Origin of the sequence: Polaromonas aquatica (assembly GCF_050626995.1) — a bacterium.
Taxonomy (GTDB): Bacteria; Pseudomonadota; Gammaproteobacteria; order Burkholderiales; family Burkholderiaceae_C; genus Polaromonas; species Polaromonas aquatica_A.
The window spans coordinates 3770869-3792746 of record NZ_CP192467.1; the positions used below are offsets into that span (position 1 = coordinate 3770869).

Annotated in this window: 19 protein-coding genes and 1 tRNA gene; 16 read left to right on the top strand and 4 right to left on the bottom strand. The window is 60.3% G+C overall.

The features are described 5' to 3' along the window. The first annotated feature begins 38 nt into the window (after window positions 1-38). Together phaR and rimO are read left to right on the top strand one after the other, a co-directional pair. Window positions 39-530 carry a polyhydroxyalkanoate synthesis repressor PhaR gene (gene phaR / locus ACQ4MS_RS18040; protein WP_431099615.1) on the top strand — a complete coding sequence of 164 codons (492 nt, stop codon included), beginning with the start codon at window positions 39-41 and terminating at the stop codon, window positions 528-530. Window positions 531-594: 64 nt separating this feature from the next. Next, the gene (gene rimO, locus ACQ4MS_RS18045; protein WP_431095996.1) at window positions 595-2004 is read left to right on the top strand and encodes a 30S ribosomal protein S12 methylthiotransferase RimO; all 1410 of its coding nucleotides are present in this window, start codon (window positions 595-597) and stop codon (window positions 2002-2004) included. A gap of 130 nt (window positions 2005-2134) precedes the next feature. Here rimO and ACQ4MS_RS18050 read toward each other — a convergent pair. Continuing rightward, window positions 2135-2219, bottom strand: a tRNA-Leu gene (locus tag ACQ4MS_RS18050). A gap of 167 nt (window positions 2220-2386) precedes the next feature. On the opposite strand from ACQ4MS_RS18050, the gene rnr reads away from it, so the two are divergent. Continuing rightward, window positions 2387-4708 carry a ribonuclease R gene (gene rnr / locus ACQ4MS_RS18055; RefSeq protein ID WP_431095997.1) on the top strand — a complete coding sequence of 774 codons (2322 nt, stop codon included), beginning with the start codon at window positions 2387-2389 and terminating at the stop codon, window positions 4706-4708. An 80-nt stretch (window positions 4709-4788) separates the two neighbouring features. Then, complete coding sequence (locus tag ACQ4MS_RS18060) at window positions 4789-5358, top strand: YggT family protein (RefSeq protein WP_431095998.1); 570 nt, start codon at window positions 4789-4791, stop codon at window positions 5356-5358. On the opposite strand, the gene ACQ4MS_RS18065 is transcribed toward ACQ4MS_RS18060, so the two are convergent. From ACQ4MS_RS18065 to ACQ4MS_RS18075, 3 genes are all read right to left on the bottom strand, one after another. Further along, entirely contained in the window at window positions 5318-6916 is a 1599-nt protein-coding gene (locus ACQ4MS_RS18065) for an NAD(P)H-hydrate dehydratase (protein ID WP_431095999.1), read from the bottom strand. The two genes, ACQ4MS_RS18060 and ACQ4MS_RS18065, sit on opposite strands and share 41 nt — an antisense overlap. A gap of 71 nt (window positions 6917-6987) precedes the next feature. Continuing rightward, on the bottom strand, window positions 6988-8247 hold the full coding sequence (locus ACQ4MS_RS18070; RefSeq protein ID WP_431096000.1) for a D-amino acid dehydrogenase: 1260 nt from the start codon (window positions 8245-8247) through the stop codon (window positions 6988-6990). Window positions 8248-8366: 119 nt separating this feature from the next. Next, a complete protein-coding gene (locus tag ACQ4MS_RS18075) occupies window positions 8367-9710 on the bottom strand; it encodes an amidase (protein WP_431096001.1) in 1344 nt (447 codons plus the stop codon). A gap of 162 nt (window positions 9711-9872) precedes the next feature. Here ACQ4MS_RS18075 and rpsB point away from each other — a divergent pair, with 162 nt between their 5' ends. The 12 genes from rpsB (at window position 9873) to fabZ (ending at window position 21867) form a co-directional block, all read left to right on the top strand. Next, window positions 9873-10625, top strand: coding sequence for a 30S ribosomal protein S2 (gene rpsB / locus ACQ4MS_RS18080; RefSeq protein WP_431096002.1), 753 nt, complete (start codon window positions 9873-9875; stop codon window positions 10623-10625). A gap of 126 nt (window positions 10626-10751) precedes the next feature. Beyond that, window positions 10752-11666, top strand: a complete 915-nt coding sequence (gene tsf, locus ACQ4MS_RS18085; protein WP_431096003.1) for a translation elongation factor Ts — start codon at window positions 10752-10754, stop codon at window positions 11664-11666. 64 nt (window positions 11667-11730) lie between these two features. Continuing rightward, window positions 11731-12441: a UMP kinase gene (pyrH, locus tag ACQ4MS_RS18090; protein ID WP_036838012.1), complete on the top strand. Its 711-nt coding sequence runs from the start codon at window positions 11731-11733 to the stop codon at window positions 12439-12441. A 50-nt stretch (window positions 12442-12491) separates the two neighbouring features. Then, complete coding sequence (gene frr / locus ACQ4MS_RS18095; protein WP_431096004.1) at window positions 12492-13052, top strand: ribosome recycling factor; 561 nt, start codon at window positions 12492-12494, stop codon at window positions 13050-13052. A 258-nt stretch (window positions 13053-13310) separates the two neighbouring features. After that, a complete protein-coding gene (gene uppS / locus ACQ4MS_RS18100) occupies window positions 13311-14054 on the top strand; it encodes a polyprenyl diphosphate synthase (protein ID WP_431096005.1) in 744 nt (247 codons plus the stop codon). After that, window positions 14054-14914 (top strand): phosphatidate cytidylyltransferase, encoded by an 861-nt coding sequence (locus tag ACQ4MS_RS18105; protein ID WP_431096006.1) that lies wholly within the window; start codon window positions 14054-14056, stop codon window positions 14912-14914. Before uppS ends, ACQ4MS_RS18105 begins: the two co-directional genes overlap by 1 nt. 13 nt (window positions 14915-14927) lie before the next feature. Next, window positions 14928-16115: a 1-deoxy-D-xylulose-5-phosphate reductoisomerase gene (gene ispC / locus ACQ4MS_RS18110; protein ID WP_431096007.1), complete on the top strand. Its 1188-nt coding sequence runs from the start codon at window positions 14928-14930 to the stop codon at window positions 16113-16115. Between the two features lies 1 nt (window position 16116). Beyond that, complete coding sequence (gene rseP / locus ACQ4MS_RS18115) at window positions 16117-17499, top strand: RIP metalloprotease RseP (protein ID WP_431096008.1); 1383 nt, start codon at window positions 16117-16119, stop codon at window positions 17497-17499. A gap of 13 nt (window positions 17500-17512) precedes the next feature. Then, on the top strand, window positions 17513-19810 hold the full coding sequence (gene bamA, locus ACQ4MS_RS18120; RefSeq protein WP_431096009.1) for an outer membrane protein assembly factor BamA: 2298 nt from the start codon (window positions 17513-17515) through the stop codon (window positions 19808-19810). After that, entirely contained in the window at window positions 19810-20316 is a 507-nt protein-coding gene (locus ACQ4MS_RS18125) for an OmpH family outer membrane protein (RefSeq protein ID WP_431096010.1), read from the top strand. Before bamA ends, ACQ4MS_RS18125 begins: the two co-directional genes overlap by 1 nt. 49 nt (window positions 20317-20365) lie before the next feature. Beyond that, complete coding sequence (gene lpxD / locus ACQ4MS_RS18130) at window positions 20366-21430, top strand: UDP-3-O-(3-hydroxymyristoyl)glucosamine N-acyltransferase (RefSeq protein WP_431096011.1); 1065 nt, start codon at window positions 20366-20368, stop codon at window positions 21428-21430. Then, entirely contained in the window at window positions 21427-21867 is a 441-nt protein-coding gene (fabZ, locus tag ACQ4MS_RS18135; protein WP_122956731.1) for a 3-hydroxyacyl-ACP dehydratase FabZ, read from the top strand. The genes lpxD and fabZ overlap by 4 nt, the downstream gene beginning before the upstream one ends. The last annotated feature ends 11 nt before the right edge of the window (window positions 21868-21878 follow it).

Consider the following 21878-nt stretch of genomic DNA (forward strand, 5'->3'; position numbering starts at 1 on the left):
AAAGCGGCCGGGCTACCGGCAAGGCTGCGGCGTCCCGCGTGATCAAGAAGTACCCGAACCGCCGGCTCTACGACACCGAGACCTCGACGTACATCACGCTCACTGAAGTGCGTCAGTTGGTTATGGACAGCGCTGATTTTGTCGTGCGTGATGCCAAGACCAATGAAGATCTGACGCGTAGCATTCTTCTGCAAATTATTCTTGAAGAAGAAACTGGTGGCGCTCCGATGTTCACCGAGGCCGTGCTGGCCAACATCATCCGTTTTTACGGCAACGCGATGCAAAGCTTTATGGGCGCTTACCTGGAGAAGAATGTCCAGAGTTTTATGGACCTGCAGGTGAAAATGGCCGAACAGTCCAAGGGGCTGACGCCCGAGATGTGGGCGCAGTTCATGAATGCCCAATCCCCGATGATGCAGGGCATGATGGGCACTTATGTGGAGCAATCCAAGAATGTTTTTACGCAGATGCAGGAGCAAATGCAAAAACAAAGTGAGCAGATGTTGCAGGCTTTCGGCCTGAAACGTTGAGTAAACAGCCAGGGGTTGAATCTCTGGCGGTCCTGAAAATCAGTGACCTGAGACAATACACCCCATGAGCGAAGTTATTTCCCCACCAATTCCCGTGAATACCAAACCCGCGCCGCGCGTGGGATTTGTCAGCCTGGGCTGCCCCAAGGCCCTCACCGATTCCGAATTGATCCTCACGCAATTGAGCGCCGAGGGTTACCAGACCTCCAAAACGTTCGAAGGTGCGGACCTGGTGATCGTCAATACCTGCGGGTTCATCGACGATGCAGTCAAGGAAAGCCTCGACACCATTGGCGAGGCATTGGCCGAAAACGGCAAGGTCATCGTCACCGGTTGCCTCGGTGCCAAAGCGGGTGAGGGCGGCGGCAATCTGGTGCGCCAGATGCACCCCAGCGTATTGGCAGTGACGGGCCCGCATGCGACGCAAGAAGTGATGGATGCGGTGCACCTGAACCTGCCCAAGCCGCATGACCCCTTCGTGGACTTGGTGCCCAACGCCTTCGGCATTGCCGGCATCAAGCTGACGCCCAAGCATTACGCCTACCTGAAGATCAGCGAAGGCTGTAATCACCGCTGTACGTTTTGCATCATTCCTTCCATGCGTGGCGATCTGGTGTCGCGGCCTATCGGTGATGTGCTCAATGAGGCACGGGCCTTGTTCGAAGGCGGCGTGAAGGAACTGCTGGTAATCAGCCAGGACACCTCGGCTTATGGCGTGGACGTCAAGTACCGCACCGGCTTTTGGGACGGTAAACCCGTCAAGACGCGGATGCTGGAGCTGGTGCAGGCGCTGGGCGAGATAGCCGAGCCCTATGGCGCCTGGGTACGCCTGCATTATGTCTATCCGTATCCCAGCGTGGATGAAGTGCTGCCGCTGATGGCAACCGGCAAGGTGCTGCCTTACCTTGACGTACCCCTGCAGCACAGCCACCCTGATGTGCTCAAGCGCATGAAGCGGCCCGCCAGTGGTGAGAAGAACCTTGAGCGCATTGCACGCTGGCGCGAGATCTGCCCCGAGATCGTCATTCGCAGCACCTTTATCGCTGGTTTTCCCGGCGAGACTGAAGCGGAGTTCGAGCACCTGCTCGACTTCATGCGCGAAGCCAAAATCGACCGCGCAGGTTGCTTTGCATACAGCGCCGTGGAAGGCGCCACGGCCAACGACATTCCCGGCATGCTGCCGATGGAGTTGCGTGAAGACCGGCGCGCCCGTTTCATGGCGGTGGCCGAGGCGGTCTCCAGTCAGAAGCTTCAGCAGCGCATAGGCGCGACCATGCAGGTGCTTGTGGATTCAGCGCCGGCATTGGGCCGCAAGGGCGGCACCGGGCGTTCCTATGCCGATGCGCCCGAGATTGACGGCGTGGTCAAGCTATTGCCCCCGGAGAAAATCAGCAAGACGCTGAAAGTGGGCGAATTCACCCGGGCCCGCATCGTTGGAACCCAGGGTCACGACCTGGTTGCCGTACCTGTTTGATTAAAACTGCGGATGAAAAACCGGGCGTCAAAACAAGGCCCGGCCACAAAAAAAGCCACTGGGTCACAGTGGCTTTAATCTTGCTTTTTTCCAGAGCTCGTTTCAGAGTCTGGAAGCTGTTTGGTGTATCTGGTGCCCGGGAGAGAACTCGAATCTCCACATCTTGCGATACACGGACCTGAACCGTGCGCGTCTACCAATTCCGCCACCCGGGCACAGCTAGCAGTGTACCATTACTTCAACGCTTTCTCAGGGCCAAGTCCCCAAATTTTCCTGAAATATTTCGGCTGCATACTTAAACCCGGCAGCCTCCAACGAAAAGAGACTTTCTATCAAAACAACTCACTCCCATCCGGGCGGATCGTCCGCTCACTCATCCGGTTTGCTCGCTGAATTCGAGGGCACGGTTTCCGGCCATCGCGACGGCCACGGTTTCGTATTACGCGATGACGGCGAGGCGGATATTTACCTGCCGCCCAACGAAATGCGCGCGGTCCTGCACAAGGACCGCGTCAAGGCGCGCATCGTGCGGCACGACCGCAAAAACCGGCCAGAAGGCCGCGTGACAGAGATCATTGAGCGCTCTTCCAACCCCATCATCGGCCGCCTGCTGCAGGAGAGCGGCGTCTGGCTGGTAGCACCCGAAGACAAGCGCTACGGCCAGGACGTACTGATTCCGAAGGGTGCCACCGGATCGGCCAAGGCCGGCCAGGTCGTGGTGGTGCAGCTTACCGAGCCGCCGGCACTGTTTGGCCAGCCGGTAGGCCGCGTCAAGGAGGTGCTCGGCGAAATCGACGATCCCGGCATGGAAATCGAAATCGCCGTGCGCAAGTACGGCGTGCCGCATGAATTCAGTGATGAAGCGCTGGCCCTGGCCCGCGCCCTTCCGGATGCCGTGCGGCCTGCTGACAAGAAACACCGCATTGACTTGACAGACGTGCCGCTGGTCACCATCGACGGTGAGGATGCCCGCGACTTTGATGACGCCGTTTATTGCGAGCCCGCCAAAGTGGGGCGCGGAAAGGGCTGGCGCCTGCTGGTGGCCATTGCCGACGTGAGCCACTATGTGGAAACCGGCAGCGCCATCGATGTTGACGCCTATGACCGCGCCACCAGCGTGTATTTCCCGCGCCGCGTGATCCCGATGCTGCCGGAAAAACTTTCCAATGGCCTTTGTTCGCTCAACCCCAATGTCGAGCGCCTGTGCATGGTTTGCGACATGCTGGTCAATGCCAAAGGTGAGGTGCACGCCTACCAGTTCTACCCGGCGGTGATGTTCAGCCAGGCGCGTTTTACCTATACCGAAGTGGCTGCCATTCTGGCCAACACGCGCGGCCCCGAAGCCGCGCAGCGCAAGGCACTGGTGCCGCATTTGCTCGATTTGCATGATGTGTACCAGGCGCTGCTCAAGGAGCGTGGTGAACGCGGCGCAGTGGACTTTGAAACCACCGAAACCCAGATTGTTTGCGACGAAGCCGGCCGGATTGAAAAAATCGTACCTCGCACCCGCAATGTGGCACACCGCCTGATCGAAGAAGCCATGCTGGCCGCCAACGTCTGTTCCGCGGACTTCATTGCCCAGAGCAAGCATGTGGGCCTGTACCGCGTGCACGAAGGCCCGACCCCCGAGAAGAAGGAGATGCTGCGCAACTACCTGAAGGCGGCCGGCATCGGCATGACCATTAGCGACGATCCGGAGCCGGGAGAGTTCCAGAAGATTGCCATCGCCACCAAAGACCGCCCGGACGCGCAGCAGATTCACTCCATGCTGCTGCGCTCCATGCAGCAAGCCATCTACACGCCGATGAACAGCGGCCATTTCGGCCTGGCGTATGAGGCTTACACGCACTTCACCAGCCCCATCCGGCGCTATCCCGATTTGCTGGTGCATCGCGTGATCAAGGCGGTTCTGAACAAAGCCAAGTACCAGCTGCCGGTCCTGCCCACGCCGGGCGAAGCCGAGGCCAAGTTGTCCAAACGCCTGGCCGCGCGTGTCAAGGAACCGACCCAAAAGCCGAAAAAAGCCAGTGCCGACGAACTCGCCTGGCAGGCTGCCGGCCTGCATTGCAGCGCCAACGAGCGCCGCGCCGACGAGGCCAGCCGCGACGTGGAGGCCTGGCTCAAGTGCAAGTACATGCGCGAGCATCTGGGCGAGGAATTCGGCGGCGTCGTCACGGCAGCCACCGGCTTCGGCATCTTCGTCACGCTGGACGCGATGTACGTTGAAGGCCTGGTGCACATCACCGAACTAGGCGGCGAATACTTCCGATTCGATGAGGCCCGCCAGGAGTTGCGCGGCGAGCGCACCGGCATTCGCTATGCGATTGGCACGCGGGTGCGCGTGCAGGTCAGCCGGGTGGACCTGGATGGCCGCAAGATTGACTTTCGCCTGGTGAATGAGGGCCAGGATCTGGTCGGCCGCGCCATGAAGGACAAGACGGGCGGCCATGCAGCGGAATTGCCGGCGCAGGAGCGCGGTGCTACGCGCCACGCGGCGGAACCCCGAACCGGCAAGGCGGGCAGCAAGAGCGCCGGGAAGCGGTCGGAGTCACGTTCAAGTGGCCGCGGCGGCAGCGCGGCGGCCAGCCGCAGCGCAGGCAGCAGTGAAAGGGCGCCCAAATCGCCTATCCAGGCTCTCAAGGCCGCTGTCAAGAAAGCTGCGGGCAGCCCGGGCCGCAAGCAGGGCAAGAAGCCGCGCCGCTAGGAAAGCCCTGAAGCCGTGCAATTTCCTGCCGTCCGTTTTATTTTTCCTTCTTCTGTTGCCACGGCCAAGACCGCTTGCCCATGCTGATCCGCATTCTGTCCTTCCTGCTTGAGACGCTGTTCTTCCTGTTGATCGCAGCGGCCTTGCTGCGGGCCTGGATGAACTGGGTCAGGGTCAACATGACGTCCCAGCCCGGCAGCTTTGTGATGGCGGTGACCGATTGGCTGGTCAAACCTTTGCGCCGCGTGCTGCCCAGGTCGGCGATGCAGTCCCGGGTGGACTGGGCCAGCATATTGGCGGCCGCGCTGCTGGCAGTTGCTTATGCCTTACTGTGGGGGCTGTTGTTTGGTTTGCTGCTGGGCGGCACCCCTTGGGCTGCAGGCATCGGACCTTTAGCTTTGCTGACGCTCCTGTCGTTTGCATTGAAGATGCTGATCCGTGTGGCACTGCAAACCCTGTTGATCCTGGTCCTGGGTTTTGCCATTCTTTCGTGGGTGCAGCCCGGCTCGTCCGCTTATGCGTTGCTGGGGCGCCTGACCGAGCCTTTGCTGGCACCTCTGCGCCGCGTAATCCCGATGGTGGGCGGCGTGGATTTGTCCGCGCTGGTGCTCATTGTCCTGGTTCAAATCGCGCTGATGATTCTGGTTTAGCAGCATCTGGCGCGCTCGCTGCCGTAGTTGCTTGTGCAAGCGCCAGTGTTGAGGCCGTCAGGATCCGTCCGGTGTCCCCGGCAGCCCAGTCGTCGGCCAGACGGCCATGGGCAAATACCGCATGGCATGCGGCCTCAAATGCATTCAACCCTTCGGCCAGCCGTGCGCCCACCATGCCCGCCAGCACATCACCGGTGCCGGCCGTGGCCAGCAGGGCGTTGCCGGTGCTGTTGATGGCGCTGCTGCGGCCTGGCGCTGCGATCACCGTTCCAGAACCCTTGAGCACCACCACGCACTGGAACCGTTCGGCAAGCTGCCGGGCCGATGCCGGGCGGTCGGACTGAACCGCAGCAGCTGTGGTCCCGGCCAGCCGGGCAGCTTCCAGAGGGTGCGGTGTCAGCACCGTGGAGTAGCCACGGCCTTGCCGGGCGGCAAGTTGCGTCTGGAATTGCGTGTCACCGGCAATGGCGTTGAGCGCATCGGCATCCAGCACCAGGCGCCGGGCTGTAGACAGCACCGTGGCCAGCACGGCCTTGACGGCATCGCCACCGCCGCAGCCGCACACCACCACTTGCTGCGCGAGGTCCAACGCCTCGGGCGCGCGGAACATCAGCTCCGGCTGCTGCGGATCGACGGTAATGGCCGGGTTGCCAAGCAGCGCCACCAGAACGCGGCCGGCACCGGCATGCAGGGCGGCACGCGCCGCCAGCAGCGCGGCGCCCGCCATGTGGCTCTGGGCGGTGGACTCGCCCCCCAGCACGGCCACGTCGCCAAAGCTGCCTTTATGGCTGGCATGCGCGTTGGCTGAACGGGGCGACTGCAGGGCCTGGTCGGCGCCCAGCAGCCAGGCGTCCGTGCGGCTGGGGGCACTGGGTTGCCCTTCCCGTATGCCAAGATCATCAAACCACACCTGGCCCGCCCAATCCTTGCCGCTGGCCGTGAACAGCCCGGTTTTCAGGGTTAAAAGGCTTAAGGTAAAAGTGGTTGTGCTCCTTGTCGAATGGGCGCGAGCAGCTATCAAATTTGTAGCTGATCCGGTGTCCGCATTCAGCCCGGTCGGCATGTCCACCGCCAGCCGCGGCATGCCGCTGGCCTGCATGTGCGCCAGCCACGCCAGCATCAGGGCCGTACCTGGATGGTCAGGATTCAGAGCGCCGCCTATACCCAACAGCGCATCGATGCAGAAATCAAAGTCACCAGGGGGCTGCTCCGCCATGGGCACGCCCGCGGCGACGGCGCGTTCGCGCGAGGCATGGGCATCGGGCGGCAGGCTGGTTTTGCCGGCGGACGGGCCGGTCCAGGTCAGGACCACCGTTTTGCCCCACCGGTGCAGGTGCATGGCGGCCTCAAAACCGTCGCCGCCGTTGTTGCCGGGGCCGCAGGCGATCCAGATGCGCTGCGCATGCGGCGCCAGGGCCAGCGCCAGGCGCGCCACCGAGAGGCCGGCCCGCTGCATCAGCGTGTGAGGCGGCAGCTCCGCGGCGGCATGCCGTTCAAGTTCACGCGTGGCCGCTACGCTGTGAAGCGGCTCGCTACGGGCACTGGAAATTTTTCGCATCGCCCGATTGTGCGTCCCTCAAAACAAAAAAGCGCGGCAGACCGGGCTTTTTGGGGGAGGGCTGGAGTCCTTCAACCCAGGCGGCTGACGCCAAGGCCTTCCATGTCGATGTCCGCGTTTTTCCCGGCCATCAGGTCGGCCAGTACCCGCGCGCTGCCGCAGCTGAGAGCCCAGCCGCTGGAGCCATGTCCGAGGTTGAGCCACAGGCCGGGAATGCCGCTATCGCCGATGACGGGTGGGCCGTCGGGCAGCATGGGGCGGGCACCTTTCCACTCCTGCACGCTCGCCCCAGTGTTGGAGAGCTGGGCCGCGCCCGGAAACCAGTCGTGCAGCACCTTGTAGAGCGTCTGGATCGACGACGCCCGCTTGTTGTCAAGCGTGCCGCCGATTTCGGCACTGCCCGCCACGCGCACACGGTTGCCCAGCCGGGAAATCGCGACCTTGTAGCGCTCGTCCATCAGCGCGCTGCGCGGGGCGTTCAGCGGTTCGCGAATCGGCGCGCTGATGGAGTACCCATAAACCGCAGCCATGGGAATCTTCAGGCCCAGCGGCCTCAGGAGCTCGGCGGAAGCCAGGCCGGCACACATGACCACACGGTCGAAGCTGCGCGGGTTGGTCTCGCCCGCTATCAAAATGCTAGCTGCTTGCGCTCGTTCCATTTGGGCTACAGCCCTATTGAACTCGAAAATAACGCCGATGCGCTGAGCCTCGTTCTTCAGCAGGAGGGCAAACTGGCGGCAATTGGCCACCTCGTCATGGGGCAGGTGGATTGCTCCCAGGAAGTCGGTGTCCGTGCTCAGCGCAGGCTCGATCTTGCGTACCTCGTCGGGGCCAATTTCCTTGAACACCACGCCTGCGTCTCGCAGCACGGCCAGGCCCGGTTGCACCAGCCTGGCGTCTTTTTCGGAGCGCAGCAGCACCATGTAGCCGGGACTGCCGTCGTACTCGAGCTCCAGTTCCGCTGTCAGGTGATGCAGCCTTTCGCGGCTGTAGAAAGCCAGGCGCTGCATGCGTGCGCGGTTGGCCAGGTAGGTTTCGAGCTTGCAGGCGCGGAACCACTTCCATATCCATGCCAGGTCGCGGCCCGACAGCGGCAGGCCGAGCTTGACCGGTGCGTGATGGCTGAACAGGTGGCTGATGACCTTGCCCGGCATGCCCGGCGCGGCCCAGGGCGTGACATACCCGGGCGCGACCAGGCCGGCGTTGGCAAAGCTGGTTTCCTCGGCCGCGGCGCCGCGGCGCTCAAAGACGGTGACCTCATGGCCGTCCAGGGCCAGTTCGTAAGCTGTGGTGATGCCGATGATGCCGGCGCCAATGACGGCAACCTTCATGTGAGGCTCCTGCGGTCATGCAGGGCGGCCAAAGGTCGTGTGGCGGGAGAGTTCTTTTTGTTCATTTTTATAAGAAAAGGCTGTAGACCAATGGAAATGGGCGCCAGCAGCTATTGTTTTTATAGTGAATTCGTCATGGCAGCTTCTACCTGCAGAGCCAGGTCCAGCACCGCATCATCATGCAGGGCCGCATGCCACAGCATCAGGCCCACGGGGAGCTGGCCGGGTGTATGGCAGGGCAGGGAGATGGCGCAACCGTCGAGCATGTTAACCACGGAGGTGTTGCGCAGCAGCAGGCCATTGACCCGGAAGAACTCGGTGTCGTCGCCCAGCAGGCCGGCAATCGGCGGCGCGACGATGGGGACGGTGGGCGAGAGCACTGCATCAAAGCCTTGCAGGCGAGCTTCCATGCGGGCGATCCAGGCCTTGCGGGCGGCTAGCAGGTCAATGTAGTCGGCCGCACTCATGCCCGCACCGCGCAGGATGCGCAAGGCCACGCGCGGGTCGTATTCGGCCTGGCGCCTGGCGATTAATGTGCGGTGCCAGGCATAGCTTTCCGCGGCTGAGAGGCCCCCGGTGGCGTTGATGGTCGCCAGGTCGGCGATTTCCTCCAGGCCGACCTCTTCGATATGCGCACCCGCCTGGCGGAGTACCCTCAGGGTGCGCCCAAACGCTTCGGCGACAGTGTTGTCCAGGAGGTCCTGCATCACGGTGCGGGCGACAGCAAGGCGGCAGGATGCCAGGGGCTTGCCAGCCAGCCGGACCTTGCGTGCCGCCAGAACCTCGTGCACCGTGATCGCATCACGCACTGAGCGGGTGAGGGCGCACACGGTGTCGAGGCTGGGGGACAAGGGGATGGCACCCTCCGTGGGCACCAGACGCGCGGTACTTTTGAACCCGACGATGCCGCAAAGTGCCGCCGGGATACGTATCGAGCCGCCGGTGTCTGAGCCGAGCCCGACCAGAGCGGCACCTGTAGCCACCGAAACTGCCGCACCAGAGGACGACCCCCCCGGGATCCGCGCTATTTTTGGGTCAGCAGGATTGACGGGTGTCCCGTAGTGCGGGTTGATGCCGACGCCCGAGAAGGCAAATTCGACCATGTTGGTCCGTCCCACGAACGTGGCGCCAGCGGCATGCAGGCGGGCCACGGCCGGGCAGCTTTCCCCGACGGGCGCGGCCGCAGCCAGCACGGTGGATCCGGCTGCGGTGGTCTGCCCTGCCACATCGAACAAGTCCTTGACCGACACCGGAATGCCGGCAAGAAGGCCCGCAGGATCCGAAACGGAATTTCCTACGGTTTCAGCAAGGGTTTGAGGGGTTCCCGGCATGAACACATGACGGCAGGCATCGCTGAGGGCCCTGGCCCGGGCTTGTTCAAAAACCAGCTGGGGAGAGGCCTGGCCCATTGCCATGGCCTGGCGAGTGGCATGAAGGTCGCCTGAAGGGGGCATCTGGCTCATGAGGCGGGAGGGTGTTATACTCGACAGGCTTTGCAAATGACGATTTTGTTATTTGCAGGGCAAATCGCAAATCAGCCACTCAAGGTGTTGTTCCGGAAATCTCGAAAGAGGTAAACGGAACGATAAGCGCTGATTTTAGACACAACCTTTTGGAGTATTCCTATGTCGACCACTATGCGCGAAATGCTGGAAGCAGGCGTTCATTTCGGACACCAAACCCGCTTCTGGGACCCCAAGATGGCCCCGTACATCTTCGGTCATCGCAACCGTATTCACATCATCAACCTGGAAAAATCGCTTCCGATGTACCAGGAAGCGATGAAGTTCGCCAAGCAGCTGTCCGCCAACCGCGGCACCATCCTGATGGTGGGCACCAAGCGCCAGGCTCGCGAAATCGTCGCCACCGAAGCCAAGCGCGCCGGTGTTCCCTATGTTGACCAGCGCTGGCTAGGTGGCATGCTGACCAACTTCAAGACGGTCAAGACCTCCATCAAGCGCCTGAAGGAAATGAAGGCCCAGCAGGAAGCCGGCCTCGATTCCATCAGCAAAAAAGAACAGCTCACCTTCAAGCGCGAAATCGAAAAGCTTGAAAAAGACATCGGCGGCATTCAGGACATGAACGCTCTGCCGGACGCCATTTTCGTGATCGACGTGGGTTTCCACAAAATCGCGATTCTGGAAGCCAAGAAGCTCGGCATCCCCCTGATCGGTGTGGTTGACTCCAACCACTCGCCTATTGGCATCGATTACGTGATCCCTGGCAACGATGACTCCTCCAAGGCTGTCGCCCTGTATGCCCGCGGTATCGCCGACGCGATCCTGGAAGGCCGCGCCAATGCCGTGAACGACGTCGTCAAGGCGGTTTCGGCTGAAAGCTCGGATGAGTTCGTGGAAGTGGAAAACGCAGCCGCCTGATAGTTTTCGGCTCTGCGCCAGACGCGAAAAAGGGGCTCGCGTAGCCCCTTTTTCACAACCTAACGAAAAGCTGGGTGCGAATTGATCGCTTCCAGCGGGTCAAAAACGACAAAACGGAGAATCAAAATGGCAATTACTGCAAGCATGGTCGCTGAACTGCGCGCCAAGACCGACGCCCCAATGATGGAGTGCAAGAAAGCACTGACCGAGGCAGAAGGCAACTTCGAAAAAGCAGAGGAAATCCTGCGCGTCAAGCTCGGCAGCAAGGCCGGCAAGGCTGCTTCCCGCGTTACCGCCGAAGGTGTGGTGGCTGCGCACCGTGAAGGCGATGTGGGCGCGCTGGTTGAGATCAACTGCGAAACCGACTTCGTGACCAAGAACGACAGCTTCCTGGCTTTCACCAAGGCCGTGGCCGAAGGTATCGTCAAGAACAACCCGGCAGACCTGGAAGCCGTTGGCGCCATGCCTCTCACGCTGGACGGCTTCGGCCCAACGGTGGAAGACGTGCGCAAGGGCCTGATCGGCAAGATCGGTGAGAACATGAGCGTGCGCCGCTTCAAGCGTTTTACCGGCAGCAAGCTGGCCTCTTACCTGCATGGCACGCGTATAGGCGTGGTCGTGGAATTCGAAGGTGACGAAGCTGCCGCCAAAGATGTTGCCATGCATGTGGCAGCCATGAAGCCCGTGTCGCTGTCCAGCGCCGAAGTGCCGGCCGAGCTGGTCGCCAAGGAGCGCTCAGTCGCCGCCGCCAAGGCTGCTGAAGACGCAGCCAAGGCCCAGGCCGAAGGCAAGCCCGTGCAGTCCGCTGAAATTGTTGCAAAGCGTATCGAAGGCGGCGTGCAAAAGTACCTGAAGGAAGTCAGCCTGTACAACCAGACTTTCGTCAAGAACGACAAGCAGACCGTTGAGCAGATGCTCAAGGAAAAAGCGACGACGATCAAGTCCTTCACGCTGTACGTGGTGGGCGAGGGCATCGACAAGAAAGTGGATGATTTCGCCGCTGAAGTCGCCGCCCAGGTCGCAGCCGCCAAAGGCGCTTAAGCACCTCTGCACAGCCGGAAGGCCGCTAAACTCCAGTTCACTTCAACTACAGAAAGCCCCTCACATGCCAGCCTACAAGCGAATCTTGTTAAAACTGTCAGGTGAGGCCTTGATGGGCGACGACGCCTTCGGCATCAACCGCGCCACTATCGTGCGCATGGTCGAAGAGATCGCCGAAGTTACCCGCATGGGTGTCGAAGTGGCGGTGGTGATTGGTGGCGGCAACATCTTCCGCGGTGTGGCCGGCGGATCGGTCGGCATGGACCGCGCCACCGCCGATTACATGGGCATGCTGGCCACCGTGATGAATGCCCTGGCTTTGGGCGACACCATGGACAAGGCCGGGCTCATCGCTCGTGTCATGTCGGCCATTGGCATTGAGCGCGTGGTCGAGCCCTATGTCCGCCCCAAAGCCTTGCAGTACCTCGAAGAGGGCAAGGTCGTCATTTTTGCAGCAGGTACCGGCAATCCGTTTTTCACCACCGACACGGCGGCCGCGCTGCGTGGCGCGGAGATTGGCGCGGAAATCGTACTCAAGGCCACCAAGGTCGACGGTGTGTACACTGCCGACCCCAAGAAAGACCCGAAGGCCACACGCTACACCAACATCACTTTTGATGAGGCGATGGGCAAAAACCTGGAAGTCATGGATGCCACCGCTTTCGCGTTGTGCCGTGACCAGAAGCTCCCCATCAAGGTATTCAGTATTTTCAAGCACGGCGCCCTCAAGCGCGTTGTGCAGGGTGAGGACGAAGGAACCCTGGTTCACGTCTGAGCCGCTGCCGGGCTTGTTCCTTTTTGCTATAAAAATCCGGAGATTCGACCATGAGCATTGTTGAAATCAAGCAGCTGGCAGAGCAAAAGATGCAGCAGTCCATTGACTCGTTCAAAAATAGCCTGACCAAGATCCGCACGGGACGCGCCAACCCCGGTTTGCTCGATACCGTGCATGTTGATTACTACGGCTCCATGGTGCCGATCAGCCAGGTGGCTAATGTGTCGCTGCTCGATGCCCGCACCATCAGTGTCTCGCCCTGGGAAAAGGGCATGGGTGCCAAGATCGAAAAAGCCATCCGTGATTCGGACCTGGGGCTCAATCCTGCTGCGCAGGGTGACCTGATCCGCGTACCCATGCCGGCGATGACCGAAGAGCGCCGCAAGGAACTCACCAAAGTCGTGCGCGCGGAAGGAGAGCATGCCAAGGTGGCCATTCGCAATTTGCGCCGTGACGCTAATGATGGCGTCAAGAAGCTTGTCAAGGACAAGCTCGCTTCCGAGGACGATGAGCGCCGGTCGCAGGAAGACATCCAGAAGTTCACGGACCGTTTCATTGCCGAAGTCGACAAACTGGTCGCCGGCAAGGAACAAGACATCATGGCGGTGTAGATTGCCCCCACGGTTGCTCACTGCGTGTAGCGCCCGAGGCCTTGCAGGCCGCGGCTCGCGAGACGCTTTGCCTCTGTCGCCTGTCCAAAGCTGCTCAAGCAGCTTTAGAGCCGCAGGTTCCAGCCCCTCGGGGGCCGCTGCGCCTGCGGCCCGGCAAAGCCGGTTCCGCGGCCCCTGCTTGAAAAGGCGGTTGGTCCCGCGCTTGTTTCCTGCCCGCGCGGCCTGGTGCGGCGCACCGTACGGCCTCTGACCGCTGACATGGTTCCAACAAGTTCCACCGTCGTCCCTAACCATGTAGCCATCGTCATGGACGGCAACGGCCGGTGGGCCACCAAACGGTTTTTGCCCCGCATCGCCGGCCACAAGCAGGGCGTTGATTCGCTCAGCCGCTGTGTTCAGGCCTGTCTGGATCGCGGCATCAGCGTCCTCACGGTTTTCGCCTTTTCTTCGGAGAACTGGAACCGCCCGGCCGAAGAAGTGTCGGGGTTGATGGAGCTATTGGCCTATTCCCTCTCGAAAGAAGTGCCAAGCCTGAATGCCAACGGTGTGCAGCTGCGTTTTGTCGGTGATCGCACCCGGCTCTCCGAAAAAGTCCAGGCCGGGCTTGCGCAAGCGGAACTCGACACATCGGCCAACCAGCGGCTGATTTTTAATGTGTGTTTCAACTACGGTGGCCGTTGGGACATTGCCCAGGCCGCCAACAGGCTGGCTGTTCGTGGTGAGGCCATTACCGAACTATCGCTGGACAGGGAGATGGCGCTGGCGCATGTGCCGGATCCGGATCTGCTGATTCGCACCGGCGGTGAGTTGAGGATCAGCAATTTTTTGCTGTGGCAGGCAGCTTATTCGGAGCTGCATTTCTCCGACAAATTGTGGCCTGAATTTGACGAGGCGGCGCTGGACGAGGCGATTGCCGTTTTTCGCACCCGCGAACGGCGTTTCGGCAAGACTTCCGCGCAGGTTAGCGGCCGCAGTACCAACGAAAACACAAAGGCTGCCTGATGCTTAAACAGCGCGTGATCACAGCGATTGTCCTTCTGGCTATTTTGCTGCCTGCCCTTTTTTACAAAACACCTGAACCCTTTTGCGCGGTGGCGCTGCTGTTGATTGCTGCCGGTGCCTGGGAGTGGGGCCGTTTGAATGCATTCGGGCAGGCGGGCAGCCTGGGGTTCGCCGCCGTTTGTGTCGGGCTTTGCGCGCTGGCGTGGTACGGCGGCCTGCTTGCAAAGCCCCTTCCGTTTCTCTGGGCGGCTGCGGGTGCCGCATGGGTGCTTGCCGGCGGTTGGTTGCTTCGCAACGGCGTGGCCGGCTGGCCTCGCATACCCAAGCTCGTTCGACTGTCGGGTGGCCTGGCGGCCTTGCTGGTCGCATGGCTGGCCGTGGCCCAGGCCCGTGTGGCGGGCATTGATTTTTTACTATCTGTGCTGCTGCTGGTCTGGGTGGCTGATATCTTTGCCTACTTTGCCGGCCGCACGCTGGGGGGGCGGTTCAGCAAGGGCAAGCTGGCCCCCTCGATCAGCCCGGGGAAAAGCTGGGAGGGCGTCTGGGGCGGCATGGCCGGTGTGGTGGTGCTGGCGTTTGCCTGGGTCTGGCTCGGTCGCATGGGCATAGGCGGCGGTTTTTGGGCCGACAGCACGCTCTATAGCCGCCTGGCCGACCGTCACGGTATGGCTGTCATGCTGCTGGCAGTGATTTTCCTGGCCGCGATGAGTGTGGTGGGGGACCTAGTCGAGTCTCTCATCAAACGCAGCGCCGGGGTGAAGGACTCCAGCGGGCTGCTGCCGGGCCATGGCGGTGTACTCGATCGGGTCGATGCGCTGCTGCCCACACTGCCCCTGGCGATGATGCTGGTTACCTTTTAGGCTTTGCTCCCGTATGTCCTTTGAAAAGCAGCGTGTGACCGTTTTGGGTTCCACGGGATCCATTGGTGTCAACACGCTTGACGTCATCGCCCGCCACCCCGAACGCTTTGAGGTGTTTGCCCTCAGCGCGGCAACCCAAACGGACTTGATGCTGGCGCAGTGCGCACAATTCAAACCCCAATACGCGGTGATGGCAAGTGAGCCGCATGCCCGTTTGCTGGCGGAGAAGATCAAGGCAAATCAGCTTCCGGTGCAGATTCTATGGGCGCAAGATGCTCTCGAAATGATAGCATCGCACGAGTTAGTGGATACCGTGATGGCCGCCATTGTGGGCGCTGCCGGGTTGGGCCCGTGCATGGCGGCCGCAAAGTCGGGCAAGCGCCTGCTGCTCGCCAACAAGGAGGCCCTCGTCGTCGGCGGCGAAGTGTTTATGCGGGCGGTGCGGGAAGGGGGTGCCCGGTTGCTGCCTATTGACAGTGAGCATTCGGCCATTTTCCAGTCGTTGCCCGAAGACCCGGCGGTGTGGCCCCGGCGCATCGAAAAAATCATGCTGACCTCGTCGGGCGGTCCTTTTCGCGCTCGTGATCCGGCAACTCTGTGCGACGTAACGCCCGAGCAGGCCTGCGTGCACCCCAATTTTTCCATGGGTCGCAAGATTTCGGTGGATTCAGCCACGATGATGAACAAGGCTTTGGAGGTGATCGAGGCCAAGTACCTGTTTGGTGTCGTGCCGGAGCAGATCGAGGTGGTGATCCATCCACAGCAAATCATCCATTCGATGGTGCAGTTCCATGACGCATCGGTGATGGCCCAACTGGGTACGCCCGATATGCGGGTGCCGATTGCCTATGGCCTGTCCTGGCCGGAGCGCATCGAAAGCGGCACGGCGCGCCTGGACTTCGCCCGCATGGCCGCTATGACGTTCGAGGTCCCGGACTTTCAACGCTTTCCCTGCCTGCCTTTGGCTTGGGAGAGTCTGCGTGCGCCGTCGGGCACTTGCGTGGTGCTGAACGCAGCCAATGAAGTCGCTGTTGCCGCGTTCCTGGACAGGCAAATCCGGTTTGACCATATCCACCGTGTAAATCATGCAACTTTGGAGGCCGTCGCCCTCTCTCAGGTAACTGATATCGAAAGTCTGCTGGCACTGGACGAGCAAGCGCGCCGCATGGCCGTTCAAATTGCCGGGAAACTGGAGGCATGACATGCTGTTGACCCTGATCTCCTTTGTAGTGACCCTGGGCATCCTGATCGCGGTGCATGAGTACGGCCATTACCGTGTTGCGGTGGCATGCGGGATCAAGGTCCTGAAATTTTCCATCGGATTTGGCAAGCCGATCTATAGCTGGCGGCTGAAAAACAAACCCACAGAATTTTCCATCGGCATGCTGCCGCTGGGGGGATACGTCAAGATGCTGGATGAGCGCGAGGCCCCCGTGGACTCATCCGAGCGCCATCTGGCTTTTAATACCCAGCCGTTGAGGTCGCGCACCGCCGTGGTCGCCGCCGGCCCGGCCGCCAATCTGCTGTTGGCCGTACTGCTGTACGCGATCGTCAACTGGAGCGGCTTGCAGGAACCCAAAGCTATTTTGGCCAGCCCTGTAATGGGCTCGCTCGCCGAAAAGGCCGGCTTGAGCGGCGGTGAGACGGTTCAGCAGGCCGCTTTTGAAGGTGACGAGCTGGAGTCCGTGAACTCTTTTGAAGACCTGCGCTGGAGGCTCACCCAAGGTGCCCTTGACGGCCGCGATATCACCATGGTGCTTGGCCGCGATGGTGACGCTCCAGGTCAAACCGTGCGGTTGGCGCTCAGTACCCTGGGTGCTCCCGAAGCCGACGCCGAGCTGTTCAGGCGAATTGGCATTCTCGGCCCCTGGACTCGTCCCGTGGTTGGGGAGGTCGTACCTGGGGGGGGCGCTGAAAAATCCGGCTTGCGCGCGGGTGATCTCGTGCTGCGTATTGGCGAGACGGCCATTGTCGATGGGCAACAGTTGCGCGAGGTGATTCGTACATCTGCCCGTGCACCGGGTGGGAGTGGCGGCGCAGCCCTTATCCCGCAAACCTGGAAAATCGACCGGGCCGGCGCTCCCCTGGTATTGCAGGTGACGCCTGAACTCAAACCGGTGAACGGGACCATGGTGCCCCGTATTGAGGCTTACGTGGGCGCCCCGCCAGAATTTGTCACGGTGCGCTATGGCCTCCTCGATGGTTTGTGGCAAGGTGCTGTTCGTACCTGGCAGGTTTCGCTGCTTACGCTCCGGATGATGGGGAAAATGGTCATCGGCGAGGCCTCGCTAAAAAACCTGAGCGGCCCTCTGACCATTGCGGACTACGCCGGAAAGTCTGCCAGCTTGGGATGGAGCAGCTATTTGCTGTTTTTGGCTCTCATCAGTGTGAGTCTGGGTGTCCTGAATTTACTCCCGTTACCGGTTCTGGATGGGGGACACCTGATGTATTATCTTTGGGAGGGGATCACCGGCCGGGGCGTTTCCGACGCCTGGATGGACCGGTTGCAGCGCGGTGGCGTTGCTATCCTGCTGGGCATGATGTGCGTTGCCCTGTTTAACGATGTCACCCGGCTTTTGGGCTAATTCCATACATTTCATGCAAAAACAAATAAATCGCTTCAAGGTTCGTGCAGTTTGTGCCATCGCCGCCGGTCTTTTTGCAGCCAGTTCCGCTTGGGCCGTTGATCCATTCACAGTGCGTGATATCCGGGTAGAGGGCTTGCAGCGAGTTGAGCCCGGAACCATTTTTGCTTCATTGCCCTTTCGTGTCGGTGAAACTTATAACGACGACAAGGGTTCGACAGCCATTCGCGCACTTTTCGGCCTGGGCCTGTTCAAGGATGTGAGGCTTGAAGTCAGCGGCGATGTGCTTGTCGTGATTGTTGAAGAGCGTCCTACGGTAGCTGATGTCGATTTCGTCGGTGCCAAGGAATTCGACAAGGATGCACTCAAGAAAGCGCTTCGCGAAGCGGGGATTTCGGATGGGCAGCCTTTTGACAAGGCGCTTGCCGACAAGGCTGAGCAGGAGCTCAAGCGCCAGTACATCAACAAGAGTTTGTACGGTGTCGAGATTGTCACGACGGTGACGCCGATTGAACGCAACCGCGTCAACCTGACTTTCAGCGTTACCGAAGGTGATGTCGCGAAAATCAAGGAAATCCGTATTACGGGCAACAAGGCGTTCAGTGAGTCTACGCTCCTGAATTTATTTGACCTTGACACTGGAGGCTGGCTCAGCTGGTACACCAAGTCGGATCGCTATTCGCGCACCAAGCTCAATGCGGACATTGAAACGCTGCGCTCCTACTATCTTTCACGTGGTTATCTGGAATTCAAGATTGACTCAACCCAGGTCGCCATCTCGCCCGACAAGCAGAGCATTGCCATCACCGTCAATGTGACCGAGGGCGAGCGTTTTGTGGTGTCCGGGGTCAAACTTGAAGGCAACTACCTGAACCGTGAAGAAGAATTCAAGACGCTGGTGAAAATTGAACCGGGAGAGGCTTACAACGCCGACCAGGTCGCTGAAACCACCAAGGCGTTCAGTGATTATTTCGGTACTTTTGGTTTTGCCTTCGCCCGCGTTGAGGCAGTACCCGAAATCGACCGTGTCAATAACCGCGTGGCGTTTGTGCTTCAGGCAGAACCGTCCCGCCGTGCCTATGTGCGGCGTATCAACGTGGCGGGAAACAACCGGACGCGCGATGAAGTCGTACGTCGGGAGTTCCGCCAGTTCGAATCTTCCTGGTACGACGGCGACAAAATCCGGCTCTCGCGTGATCGTGTTGACCGTCTGGGGTTCTTTACGGATGTGAATGTAGACACGCAGGAAGTGACCGGCACTTCGGACCAGGTCGACATTACAGTCAATGTGACCGAAAAGGCGACCGGTAATCTACAGCTTGGTGCGGGTTACTCCAGCGCGGACAGTGTCTCGCTCCTGTTCGGCATCAAACAGGAAAACGTTTTTGGTTCTGGCAATTACCTGGGCGTTGAAGTCAACACCAGCAAATCAAATCGCCAGATTGTATTGAGCACCATTGACCCGTATTTCACGGCTGATGGCATTTCGCGCACTATTGATGTCTATGACCGCACATCGAAGCCTACCTCCGGACAGGGTGGTGACTACAGCCTGAAGACACGGGGCGCGAGCATCCGGTTCGGTGTGCCATTTACCGAAAACGATACGGTTTATTTCGGTACAGGGTACGAGCAATTGACGGTTGTGCCGGGTACCAACCTGCCAGTCAGCTACCTGAACTTCGCAAACCAGTTTGGCTACAAAAGTGATTCGATCCCACTGACCGTCGGTTGGTCCCGTGATACACGCGACAGCGCGCTTGTTCCTACCGCTGGCCGTTACCAGCGCGTGTATGGTGACTGGGGTGTTGCCGGTGACCTCAAGTTTGTGCGGGCCAATTACCAGATTCAGCAATATATTCCGCTCAACAAGCAGTTCACGGTCGCCCTGAATGGTGAGTTGGGCTGGGGTAAGGGGCTGAGTGGTCAGCCTTATCCCCTCTTCAAGAACTACTATTCGGGCGGGCTTGGTTCCGTGCGCGGCTTCGAGCAGGGCTCACTAGGCCCGCGGGACGCGTCTGATCTTGCCATCGGTGGGCCGAAGAAGCTGACCCTCAATGCAGAGCTCATTGCGCCGTTTCCTGGTGCGGGTAATGACCGTACTTTGCGTCTTTACGGGTTTGTGGATGCCGGAAACGTTTTTGGTGATAAAGAGAGCTTCCGCGTGAATGACCTGCGGGTTTCCACGGGTGTTGGCATCAGCTGGATTTCCCCCGTGGGACCTTTGCGCATCGCCATTGCGACGCCGCTGCGCAAACGGCCAGGCGATAGAATAGAGCGGTTGCAATTCCAAATTGGTACATCTTTCTAATGAAGCATTTTTCAATCAAAATTTTCCTGGGCCTTGCCATTGCATTGGCGGGTTTTTCAGCGAGCGCGCAGGAGTTCAAGGTCGGAATTGTCAATCTGGACCGGATTTTCCGCGAAGCCAACTCGGCAAAAGCCGCCCAGACCAAGCTGGAGCAGGAGTTCAGCAAGCGTGAGAAAGAGTTGAACGACATTGCGACTCAGCTGAAAACGCTGTCGGATAAATTTGAACGTGATGCCCCCACGCTTCCTGAAAGCCAGCGCGTTTCACGGCAAAAGCAGCTGGTGGACCAGGACCGGGATTTCCAGCGCAAGCGCCGCGAGTTCCAGGAAGACCTGAACACCCGCAAGAATGAAGAGCTTCAGCAGGTGATCGAGCGCGCGAACAAGGTCGTGAAGACCCTGGCCGAGACCGAAAAGTACGATCTGATTCTTCAGGAGTCGGTTTACGTCAATCCCAAGCATGACATCACCGACAAGGTGATCAAGGCACTGAACGCTTCCCGTTGATCCTCGGGGTGTTCAGCACGATCACCATTTTGAGAACGGCAGGCGCAGTGTGACACTCCGTCTTGCCGATATCGCCGGGTTCCTCTCCAGCTCCATCAATGTCGAGCTGATTGGTGATCCCGGTGCACTGATCGAACGGCTTTCCACCCTGGAAGCCGCTGGCCCCAACGACCTGAGTTTCCTCAGTCACCCCAAATACCTCTCCAAGCTCTCGCAGTCCGCTGCGGCTTGCGTCATTGTGGCGCCTGCTGCACGCGAGGCTGCCGTCAGCCGGGGAGCCTGCATCGTGGTGAATGACCCATACCATGCGTTTGCGCTGGTTACCCAGTTCTGGAAGCAGCGGCAAGCGCCCCAGGGCGCGCCACATATCCATCCCAGCGCTTTCATTGATCCTGGCGCCGCTTTGGCACCCGGCGTGTCGATTGGCGCATTTGCCTGCATCGGGGAGGGTGCGATCATTGGGGAGGGCGCGCGCATTGCGGAGCATTGTGTCGTTGGCAGGCATGCGCAGATCGGCGCCGGAACCCGGCTGTCGGCTCGGGTCACCGTGGCGGACGGCTGCCGCCTGGGAGATCGTTGCATTGTGCATCCGGGCGCGGTGATTGGCGCCGACGGTTTTGGTTTCGCACCTCACCAGGGGGAGTGGGTCAAGATCGAGCAACTGGGTGGTGTGCAGATCGGCAATGACGTGGAGATTGGGGCCAACACCTGCATTGATCGCGGAGCGTTGCAAGACACGGTGCTGGAAGACGGCGTCAAGCTCGACAACCTGGTGCAGATCGGGCACAACGTCCGCGTGGGCAAGCATACCGCCATGGCCGGTTGCGCCGGCGTTGCGGGCAGCGCCACCATAGGCGCCCATTGCACAGTAGGCGGTGGCGCGATCGTGCTGGGTCATTTGACGCTGGCTGACGGCGTTCACATCTCGGCTGCGTCCGTGGTAACACGGTCGATTTTGAAGCCCGGAAACTACACCGGGCTCTTTCCCATCGACGACAATGCTGTCTGGGAGAAAAATGCCGCGACGCTCAAGCAGCTTCACACGTTTCGCGAGCGCCTCCGGCAGGTTGAAAAAGCCCTTCTGTATTCAGGACACATTCAAGAAAAATCATGATGGACATCCACCAAATTCTCAAGCAGCTTCCGCACCGCTATCCCATCCTGCTGGTGGACCGCGTACTCGAAATTGAAAAAGGCAAAAGCATCAAGGCGCTCAAGAACGTCACGATCAACGAGCCTTTTTTTATGGGGCACTTTCCCCATCACCCGGTCATGCCCGGCGTGCTGATGCTTGAAGCCATGGCGCAGGCCGCCGCCTTGCTGGCCTTTGAAACACTGGGCGTAACGCCCGACGACAAGACCGTTTATTACTTCGCCGGCATAGATGGCGCGCGCTTCAAGCGCCCGGTTGAGCCTGGCGACCAGCTGATCATGGATGTCACGCTGGACCGCATGAAGGCCGGCATTTTCAAGTTCAAGGGCGTGACCCGCGTCGGCGACACGATTGCCTGCGAAGCCGAGCTGATGTGCACCATGCGTACGATCGCATGAGCCTGATTGTG

Coding starts and splice junctions, on each gene's coding strand:
- rimO (WP_431095996.1), top strand. CDS start 595: ATGAGCGAAGTTATTTCCCCACCAATTCCCGTGAATACCAAACCCGCG.
- ACQ4MS_RS18060 (WP_431095998.1), top strand. CDS start 4,789: ATGCTGATCCGCATTCTGTCCTTCCTGCTTGAGACGCTGTTCTTCCTG.
- ACQ4MS_RS18065 (WP_431095999.1), bottom strand. CDS start 6,916: ATGCGAAAAATTTCCAGTGCCCGTAGCGAGCCGCTTCACAGCGTAGCG.
- ACQ4MS_RS18070 (WP_431096000.1), bottom strand. CDS start 8,247: ATGAAGGTTGCCGTCATTGGCGCCGGCATCATCGGCATCACCACAGCT.
- ACQ4MS_RS18075 (WP_431096001.1), bottom strand. CDS start 9,710: ATGAGCCAGATGCCCCCTTCAGGCGACCTTCATGCCACTCGCCAGGCC.
- rpsB (WP_431096002.1), top strand. CDS start 9,873: ATGTCGACCACTATGCGCGAAATGCTGGAAGCAGGCGTTCATTTCGGA.
- tsf (WP_431096003.1), top strand. CDS start 10,752: ATGGCAATTACTGCAAGCATGGTCGCTGAACTGCGCGCCAAGACCGAC.
- pyrH (WP_036838012.1), top strand. CDS start 11,731: ATGCCAGCCTACAAGCGAATCTTGTTAAAACTGTCAGGTGAGGCCTTG.
- frr (WP_431096004.1), top strand. CDS start 12,492: ATGAGCATTGTTGAAATCAAGCAGCTGGCAGAGCAAAAGATGCAGCAG.
- uppS (WP_431096005.1), top strand. CDS start 13,311: ATGGTTCCAACAAGTTCCACCGTCGTCCCTAACCATGTAGCCATCGTC.
- ACQ4MS_RS18105 (WP_431096006.1), top strand. CDS start 14,054: ATGCTTAAACAGCGCGTGATCACAGCGATTGTCCTTCTGGCTATTTTG.
- ispC (WP_431096007.1), top strand. CDS start 14,928: ATGTCCTTTGAAAAGCAGCGTGTGACCGTTTTGGGTTCCACGGGATCC.
- rseP (WP_431096008.1), top strand. CDS start 16,117: ATGCTGTTGACCCTGATCTCCTTTGTAGTGACCCTGGGCATCCTGATC.
- bamA (WP_431096009.1), top strand. CDS start 17,513: ATGCAAAAACAAATAAATCGCTTCAAGGTTCGTGCAGTTTGTGCCATC.
- ACQ4MS_RS18125 (WP_431096010.1), top strand. CDS start 19,810: ATGAAGCATTTTTCAATCAAAATTTTCCTGGGCCTTGCCATTGCATTG.
- fabZ (WP_122956731.1), top strand. CDS start 21,427: ATGATGGACATCCACCAAATTCTCAAGCAGCTTCCGCACCGCTATCCC.